The organism is Caulobacter sp., assembly GCF_049283275.1.
Taxonomy (GTDB): domain Bacteria; phylum Pseudomonadota; class Alphaproteobacteria; order Caulobacterales; family Caulobacteraceae; genus Caulobacter.
In genome coordinates this window covers 1-6,132 of the sequence record NZ_JBAPVS010000140.1, presented here as the reverse complement: position 1 = coordinate 6,132, position 6,132 = coordinate 1, and the positions used below count along the sequence as shown (strand labels likewise).

Annotated in this window: 9 protein-coding genes; 4 read left to right on the top strand and 5 right to left on the bottom strand. The window is 69.2% G+C overall.

Going from position 1 to position 6,132, the window contains the following annotated elements; all coding sequences use genetic code 11:
- Positions 1 to 308 (bottom strand): DUF2214 family protein (locus WAL33_RS06905; protein ID WP_422179794.1); only part of this gene is annotated, 308 nt, incomplete at its 3' end.
- 107 nt (positions 309 to 415) lie between these two features.
- Between WAL33_RS06905 and WAL33_RS06900 the strand changes: the two genes are divergently transcribed.
- Positions 416 to 886 (top strand): ribonuclease H, encoded by a 471-nt coding sequence (locus tag WAL33_RS06900; RefSeq protein WP_422179792.1) that lies wholly within the window; start codon positions 416 to 418, stop codon positions 884 to 886.
- 10 nt (positions 887 to 896) lie between these two features.
- On the opposite strand, the gene WAL33_RS06895 is transcribed toward WAL33_RS06900, so the two are convergent.
- Complete coding sequence (locus tag WAL33_RS06895; protein WP_422179790.1) at positions 897 to 1,277, bottom strand: methylglyoxal synthase; 381 nt, start codon at positions 1,275 to 1,277, stop codon at positions 897 to 899.
- Positions 1,278 to 1,355: 78 nt separating this feature from the next.
- Positions 1,356 to 2,957: a peptide chain release factor 3 gene (locus tag WAL33_RS06890; RefSeq protein WP_422179788.1), complete on the bottom strand. Its 1,602-nt coding sequence runs from the start codon at positions 2,955 to 2,957 to the stop codon at positions 1,356 to 1,358.
- 207 nt (positions 2,958 to 3,164) lie between these two features.
- Here WAL33_RS06890 and WAL33_RS06885 point away from each other — a divergent pair, with 207 nt between their 5' ends.
- Positions 3,165 to 3,311: a hypothetical protein gene (locus WAL33_RS06885; RefSeq protein WP_422179786.1), complete on the top strand. Its 147-nt coding sequence runs from the start codon at positions 3,165 to 3,167 to the stop codon at positions 3,309 to 3,311.
- A gap of 45 nt (positions 3,312 to 3,356) precedes the next feature.
- Here WAL33_RS06885 and WAL33_RS06880 read toward each other — a convergent pair whose 3' ends face one another.
- A complete protein-coding gene (locus tag WAL33_RS06880; RefSeq protein WP_422179784.1) occupies positions 3,357 to 3,737 on the bottom strand; it encodes a hypothetical protein in 381 nt (126 codons plus the stop codon).
- Positions 3,738 to 3,949: 212 nt separating this feature from the next.
- Between WAL33_RS06880 and WAL33_RS06875 the strand changes: the two genes are divergently transcribed.
- Positions 3,950 to 4,675: a 2OG-Fe dioxygenase family protein gene (locus tag WAL33_RS06875; protein ID WP_422179796.1), complete on the top strand. Its 726-nt coding sequence runs from the start codon at positions 3,950 to 3,952 to the stop codon at positions 4,673 to 4,675.
- A gap of 74 nt (positions 4,676 to 4,749) precedes the next feature.
- Here the strand turns inward: WAL33_RS06875 and WAL33_RS06870 are convergent, their stop codons facing one another.
- On the bottom strand, positions 4,750 to 5,088 hold the full coding sequence (locus WAL33_RS06870; protein ID WP_422179782.1) for a DUF1491 family protein: 339 nt from the start codon (positions 5,086 to 5,088) through the stop codon (positions 4,750 to 4,752).
- A 68-nt stretch (positions 5,089 to 5,156) separates the two neighbouring features.
- Here WAL33_RS06870 and WAL33_RS06865 point away from each other — a divergent pair, with 68 nt between their 5' ends.
- A complete protein-coding gene (locus WAL33_RS06865; protein WP_422179780.1) occupies positions 5,157 to 6,050 on the top strand; it encodes a hypothetical protein in 894 nt (297 codons plus the stop codon).
- Positions 6,051 to 6,132 lie beyond the last annotated feature (82 nt).

Here is a 6,132-nt window from a genome sequence, read left to right as displayed (position 1 = left end):
CTCCACCTCAGGATGACGATCGTCGGCAGGATCGACAGCAGCCCGACCACCGCGAAGGCGGCGATCTTGGCCCAGAACAGCGGATTCTCCAGATAGAAGGCCGCGCCCTTGGCGCCCCAATAGACGCGGCAGAACCCCACCGCCAGGATCAGCCCCGCCGCCGCGCCGTAGGCGGCGTCCATCTTCACCAGAATCCTCAAGGACGAGCCGCCCAAGCCGGGCCTCGCCAAGACCCTCTCCACGAAGAGAAGGCCCGCCAGCGACAGGACCAGCAGGTGGTGCAGGATGGCGAGCACGAGATCCAGCATGCCAGGCTCCGACTCGGTGGATACGCGAGCATGCCTCGCAGAACGGCGTTCGTCACGAACGCCCTCCCCTCTGGCCAGCTTTCGGTCCCGCCTTTAAACAAGGGGCCATGACCGCTTCCGTCGACCTCTGGACCGCCTCGCTCTGCAAACCCGATCCCGGTTATGGCGGCTGGGCCCATGTGCGCCGCAACGCCGACGGGACGCTGGCCGGCGCGGCCGGCGGCGAGCGCCGGGTCAACGGGGCCAAGATGGTGCTGACCGGGGTGATCGAGGCCCTGACCGCCTTGGCCGACCTGCCGACCGACACCGCCGTGACGCTGCACTTCGCCGACCCGGCCCTGGCCGCCGAGCTGGTGGCAAGCGACGGCGCCTACGCCACGGCCGAGCCCGAAGCCTGGGCCGAAGCCCGCAAGTTGCTGGCCGCCCGCCCCGTGCTGGTCCTGTCGCCGCTGTCCGACGCCACGCCCGCCGCCGGCTTCCTGCGCGCCTGGGCCGACTTCGGGCTCGACACCGCCAAGACCCGCGGCACGTTCAAGGCCGCGATCCCGAGGCCGAACCTGCTGAAGTTCCCGGGCTAGTGGAAGCCGGCTAACGCCCCGCCACGATCAGGTCGGCCGTCGCCGGGTTGCAGGCGAACGGGACGTCGGCCAGGGTCGCCATGCGGATCAGCGCCTTGACGTCGACGTCATGCGGCTGGGGCGACAGCGGGTCGACGAAGAACACGAGCATGTCCAGCCGCCCTTCGGCCAGCAAGGCGCCCAGCTGCTGGTCGCCGCCCAGCGGGCCGCTCTTCAGGCGGGTCAGGTCCAGATCCGGCAGCGCCTGGAGGATGCGTCCGCCCGTAGTGCCGGTGGCGTAGAGTCTGTGCCGGGCCAGGAACGCCTGGTGCGCCATGGCCCAATCGACCAGGGCCGCCTTCTTGTCGTCGTGGGCGACCAGACCGATGGCGAGCGGGGCGTCGGCGGACATGCGCAGTCTCCAGGTTCCGTCTTCTCTCCTAGCCGCATCCTGGGGGCCGAGAAAAGTCGAAGGCGACGCCGGACGCGCCTAACCCCGTTCCTTGGTCCGCTCGAACCGCACCTTGGGGAAGCGTTCGGCGACATAGCCGATTTCCCAGCTCGACTTGCCCAGGAACACCGGCTGCTCGTCGATGTCGTGGGCCATGGCCGAGCGGTGCTTGTTGATGAAGTCCTCGACATCGGCGCGCTCGCCGGTGATCCAGCGGGCCTCGGCGTAGGGGGCGGCCTCGAAGATGCAGTCCAGGGCGTATTCGTTGGCCAGGCGGTCGGCCATGACCTCGAACTGCAGCTGGCCCACGGCGCCGACGATGAAGTCGGAGCTGCCGATCATCGGGCGGAACAGCTGGGTCACGCCTTCCTCGGCCAGGCCTTCCAGCGCCTTCTTCAGGTGCTTGGCCTTCAGCGGATCCTTGACCCGCACGCGGCGCAGGATTTCCGGGGCGAAGTTGGGCAGGCCGGCGAAGCGCAGGGTCCCGCTCTCCGACAGGCTGTCGCCCACGCGCAGCACGCCGTGGTTGGGGATGCCGATCACGTCGCCGGCGAAGGCGTCCTCGGCCAGTTCGCGGTCGGAGGCGAAGAACATGATCGGCGCGTTGACGCTCATGGCCTTGCCGGTGTTCTGGGCCTTCAGCTTCATGCCGCGGGTGAAGCGGCCGCTGGTCAGGCGCAGGAAGGCGATCCGGTCGCGGTGATTGGGGTCCATGTTGGCCTGGACCTTGAACACGAAGCCCGAGACCTCGGGGTCGCCGGGGGCCACGTGGGTGTCGACGCCGCCCTTGTTGACCTTGGCCGGATGCGGCGGCGGCGCGTAGCTGCCGATGCCGGCCAGCAGTTCGTTGACCCCGAAATGGCGCAGGGCCGAGCCGAAGAACACCGGCGTCATGTGGCCTTCGAGGAACGATTGCACGTCGAACGGCTTGGCGGCCTCGGACACCAGCATGGCGCCCTCCTCCACCTCGGCCTGCTCTTCGGGGTCAAGGAAGCGGCTGATGGCGTTTGAGTTCAGGGCCACCGGATCGGGATGACCCTCGTCGTCGGTCGAGCTCTTCTTGGCGTAGGGGATGAACTTCTGGCCGCGCAGGTCCAGCATGCCCTTGAAGCGACCGCCCGAACCGGCCGGCCAGTAGAGCGGCGCGGGGTCCAGGGCCAGCTTCGACGACACCTCGTCCAGCAGCTCGAACGGGTCCTGGGCCTCGCGGTCCATCTTGTTGATGAAGGTGATGATCGGAATGTCCCGCAGGCGGCACACCTCGAACAGCTTCAGGGTCTGGGGCTCGATGCCCTTGGCGGCGTCCAGCACCATGATCGCCGCGTCGGCGGCCGTCAGGGTGCGGTAGGTGTCTTCCGAGAAGTCCTCGTGGCCCGGGGTGTCCAGCAGGTTGAACATCAGGCCGTCGTGGTCGAACGTCATGACCGACGCCGACACGGAGATCCCGCGCTCGCGCTCGATCTTCATCCAGTCGGACTGGGTGCGACGCGCCGCGCCGCGGGCCCGCACGGCCCCGGCCGCGCGGATCGCGCCGCCGGCCAGCAGCAGGTTCTCGGTCAGGGTGGTCTTGCCGGCGTCGGGGTGGCTGATGATCGCGAAGGTGCGCCGACGGGCGGCCTCGAGGGCGAGGGAGGTGCTCATCCCCGGGGGTTAGCGCCACCGGGCCGCCTTGTCACCCTCTGCCGACGCCGCGCGGGCGCGGCGCAGCGCGGGCGGTGCGACATCTGGCCCCGTACCCGACCTACGAAAACGCAGGAATAGCCCTAGTCAGTTCGGGGTTTTAGAGTCATGCTGACGCTACTTCGGACCTGCCCACACAGAGGGGCGGCCGCGAACGAGGAAACGACAATGGCTATGGTCCACGAACCGCGCCACCAGCGCGGCGTCTGCACCCCCCAAGGCAACGCCCTGTGCTTCGGCGTGGCGGTTGTCGGCCTGGTGTTGGTGGCGGTGATCCTGAGCTGGCTGTTCAGCCTGGTCGGCCTGTTCCGTTAGGCGACCCAGGTCTTTCGGCCGGAAACTCGCTTCCAGGCGTGGCGGTCAGGCCGCTAGACGCCGCCAGACCTGACGGTCGGCTTCCACATTGGTCAGCGAGCCCAGCTTCTGCTGCTGGAACAGCGATCCCATGACTTCGAAACTGAGCTGCGCGTAGCGCGCCTGCACGTGCTCGACCAGGCAACCGCGCGACGGAGCGATGAACAGGGCCGCATTGACGTCCGGGGCCTTGGCCATGATCAGGGCGGCCAGGCGCTGAGCCTTTTCAGGATCCTTGAGATGCAGCAGCGGTTCGGCGGCGTACAGCTCCTGGCCCAGCTTGGTGACGTAGGTCAGCGACACCTTCGCGAAAAGATCTGGGGCGAGCGGCAGGGCCAGTTCGTCCGTGTCAACGCTGAGGACGACGTCGTTGAGCAGGAAGAGCATCGGAACCTTGCTGAGGCCTGGCGGCGGCGGATGAGAGACGTGCGTCAAGGTGCCGCATCGAGCTTTCGTTCCGGTTTAGGATCAGGGTTAACGGTGTTTGAAATGGGATTTCTGGACAAGACGCTGGTACAGGACCGAGGCTTGGCGCGAGCGCCCGGGCGCCCCATGTGGAGGCCTCGTTCCCGCGGAGGCGCCGCTTGATCCCGCCCCACATGACCTCGTCCGGACTTCTGACGCGCGACATCGCCGCCGCCCTGGGCGACACCGGCTTCCGCCGCGTCCTTCCCGAAGACACCGACGCCCTGCTCGGCCCGGAGGCCGTGGCCGAATGGGACGTCTTCGCCGAAAGCTGGAACGACCTGGGCCTGGACCGTTTCATGGCCGACGGCGGCCGCTATCGTCGGCGGCGTTTCGCGGCCTTCTCGGCCTCGCCCGACAGCGTCGTTCGCAAGCCGCACCAGCCGCACTATCAGAGCCGTGACTACAACGGCCTCAACGGCGGGGTGCAGCGCTGGTTCGAGCCCGTGCTGGACACGATCGCCCGCCATCCGGTGACGCAGGGCCTGCTGGCGACGGGCCTGGCCCTGTTCCACCCCCTGACGGTCGACCCGCCCGCCCGCTGGCACGTGGAGCTGCACCAGTTCCGCATCGAGGCCGGCGACGGCGAAGCCGGCCTGCCCACGCCCGAGGGCGCGCACCGCGACGGGGTGGACTGGGTGATCGTCATGCTGGTCGAGCGCCACAACGTCGCCAGCGGGGTCACCGACATCTTCACCCCCGACGGCGCCCGGCTGGGGGCCTTCACCCTGGAGCAGCCTCGCGACACGGTGTTCCTCGACGACCACCGCGTGATGCACGGGGTGACCGCGATCCACCCGCTGGTCGCGGGCGCTCCGGCGCGGCGCGACGTGCTGGTGGCGACGTTTCGGCGGGAGTAGAAACGGCGGGACCCGCCATGCCACCTCCCCCGCTTCACGGGTGAGGTGGCGGGCGAAGCCCGACGGAGGGGGCGTCAGGCCGGATCGGCCTCCACAGGCTCCGTCAGGAAGTGCCGCCCCTCCCGGTCCTCGATCTCGACCACCCAGATATCCGGATCGATCCGCGCGGCGCGTTCGGCATAGGCGTCGAGGTCCGGCTCGAAGTCGGAACGGACCGGCTGCATCCAGAAGCGTTCGCCGTCGCCGCGCGTGGCTTCGCTGTAGAGCTTGGCGGTGTTGGCGCGGCGGTCGACGGCCTTGACCAGAACCGCCCCGGCCCGTGGATCGCCCTTGCGGGCCACCATGGCGAAGGCGCCGCCCAGTTCGGCGCGGCGGATCAACGCGCCGACCCAGATATCCGTGGAAAGTAGCATCGCTAACTGAACCGAAACCTCGGCGCCCTAAGGCTGCCTGCTGAACCGCTCTCGCAGAATACGAGACTATGACGTCAAGAAAGACCTTTGGAGTCGTGACGGCGCGGTGGCTAGGGATTTTCGTCGCGACCGCCGGGATCGGCGCGTCGGGTCAGGCCCATGCCGCCACCGCCGCCGACCAGCTCTATGAGCGCACGCTGATGACCTCGGCCGACGCCCGCTGCCGGCTGTTCAAGCCCGCCGTGGGCTCGGCGCTGGACGCGGCCCGCGCTCAGGCGCGCGGCGCGGCCCTGCGTTCGGGCGCCAGCGAGGTCCAGGTCCAGGCCGTCGAGCAGCGGGCTCGGGCCAAGGCCGGGGCGGCGGCCTGTGACTCTGCGGACCTGCAGACCGCCGCCGGCCGTGTGCGTAAGGCCTTCGACGGCTATTCAACCATGCTGCGGACGACCTATCCCGGCGACCGCGCGACCTGGCAGGCCGACCGTTCGGTCTCGGCGACCATCCCGCTCTGGCGACTGTCACAACCGGTCGGGTTCGGACGCGACCGGTTGATGTTCGGCCTGTCGGGCCGGGCCAATGACATGCTGGCGGTGGCGACCTTCGCCGACAACGCCCAGCCCTACGCCGCCCGCCTGATCCTGCGCGACACCCTGCGCACCCAGGGGCCGTATCTCAACGCCGGCAACGCCAAGGGCTTGGCCGCCAACGCCGCGCCGCGCAACGCCAGCCGGGTGTTCGGGGCCGAAACCCGCGACATGGCGCCCGTCACCTTGCTGCCGATCGGCGCCAAGACGGGCCTGTCGTTCCGTTTTCCGCGCGAGGCGGCTGACGCCATGAGCCGGTTGGACCCGCGTGAGGCCGCCACCATCGAGTTCGTGTTCGCCGGCCGCGACGGCGCGGACGTGGTGCGGCGGGCCTATGTGGAGGTGGGGGACTTCGCGGCGGGGCGAGCGTTCTTGCGGTAGTTCGCACTAGATCCTCCCCTCTTGGGGGAGGTGGCCCGGAGGGCCGGAGGGGGTTTCACCCGCCGACTCAGCAATCCCCCTC

What these genes read in the sequence shown, in the direction of transcription:
- WAL33_RS06900 (WP_422179792.1), top strand. Translation starts at nt 416, where the DNA reads ATGACCGCTTCCGTCGACCTCTGGACCGCCTCGCTCTGCAAACCCGAT.
- WAL33_RS06895 (WP_422179790.1), bottom strand. Translation starts at nt 1,277, where the DNA reads ATGTCCGCCGACGCCCCGCTCGCCATCGGTCTGGTCGCCCACGACGAC.
- WAL33_RS06890 (WP_422179788.1), bottom strand. Translation starts at nt 2,957, where the DNA reads ATGAGCACCTCCCTCGCCCTCGAGGCCGCCCGTCGGCGCACCTTCGCG.
- WAL33_RS06885 (WP_422179786.1), top strand. Translation starts at nt 3,165, where the DNA reads ATGGCTATGGTCCACGAACCGCGCCACCAGCGCGGCGTCTGCACCCCC.
- WAL33_RS06880 (WP_422179784.1), bottom strand. Translation starts at nt 3,737, where the DNA reads ATGCTCTTCCTGCTCAACGACGTCGTCCTCAGCGTTGACACGGACGAA.
- WAL33_RS06875 (WP_422179796.1), top strand. Translation starts at nt 3,950, where the DNA reads ATGACCTCGTCCGGACTTCTGACGCGCGACATCGCCGCCGCCCTGGGC.
- WAL33_RS06870 (WP_422179782.1), bottom strand. Translation starts at nt 5,088, where the DNA reads ATGCTACTTTCCACGGATATCTGGGTCGGCGCGTTGATCCGCCGCGCC.
- WAL33_RS06865 (WP_422179780.1), top strand. Translation starts at nt 5,157, where the DNA reads ATGACGTCAAGAAAGACCTTTGGAGTCGTGACGGCGCGGTGGCTAGGG.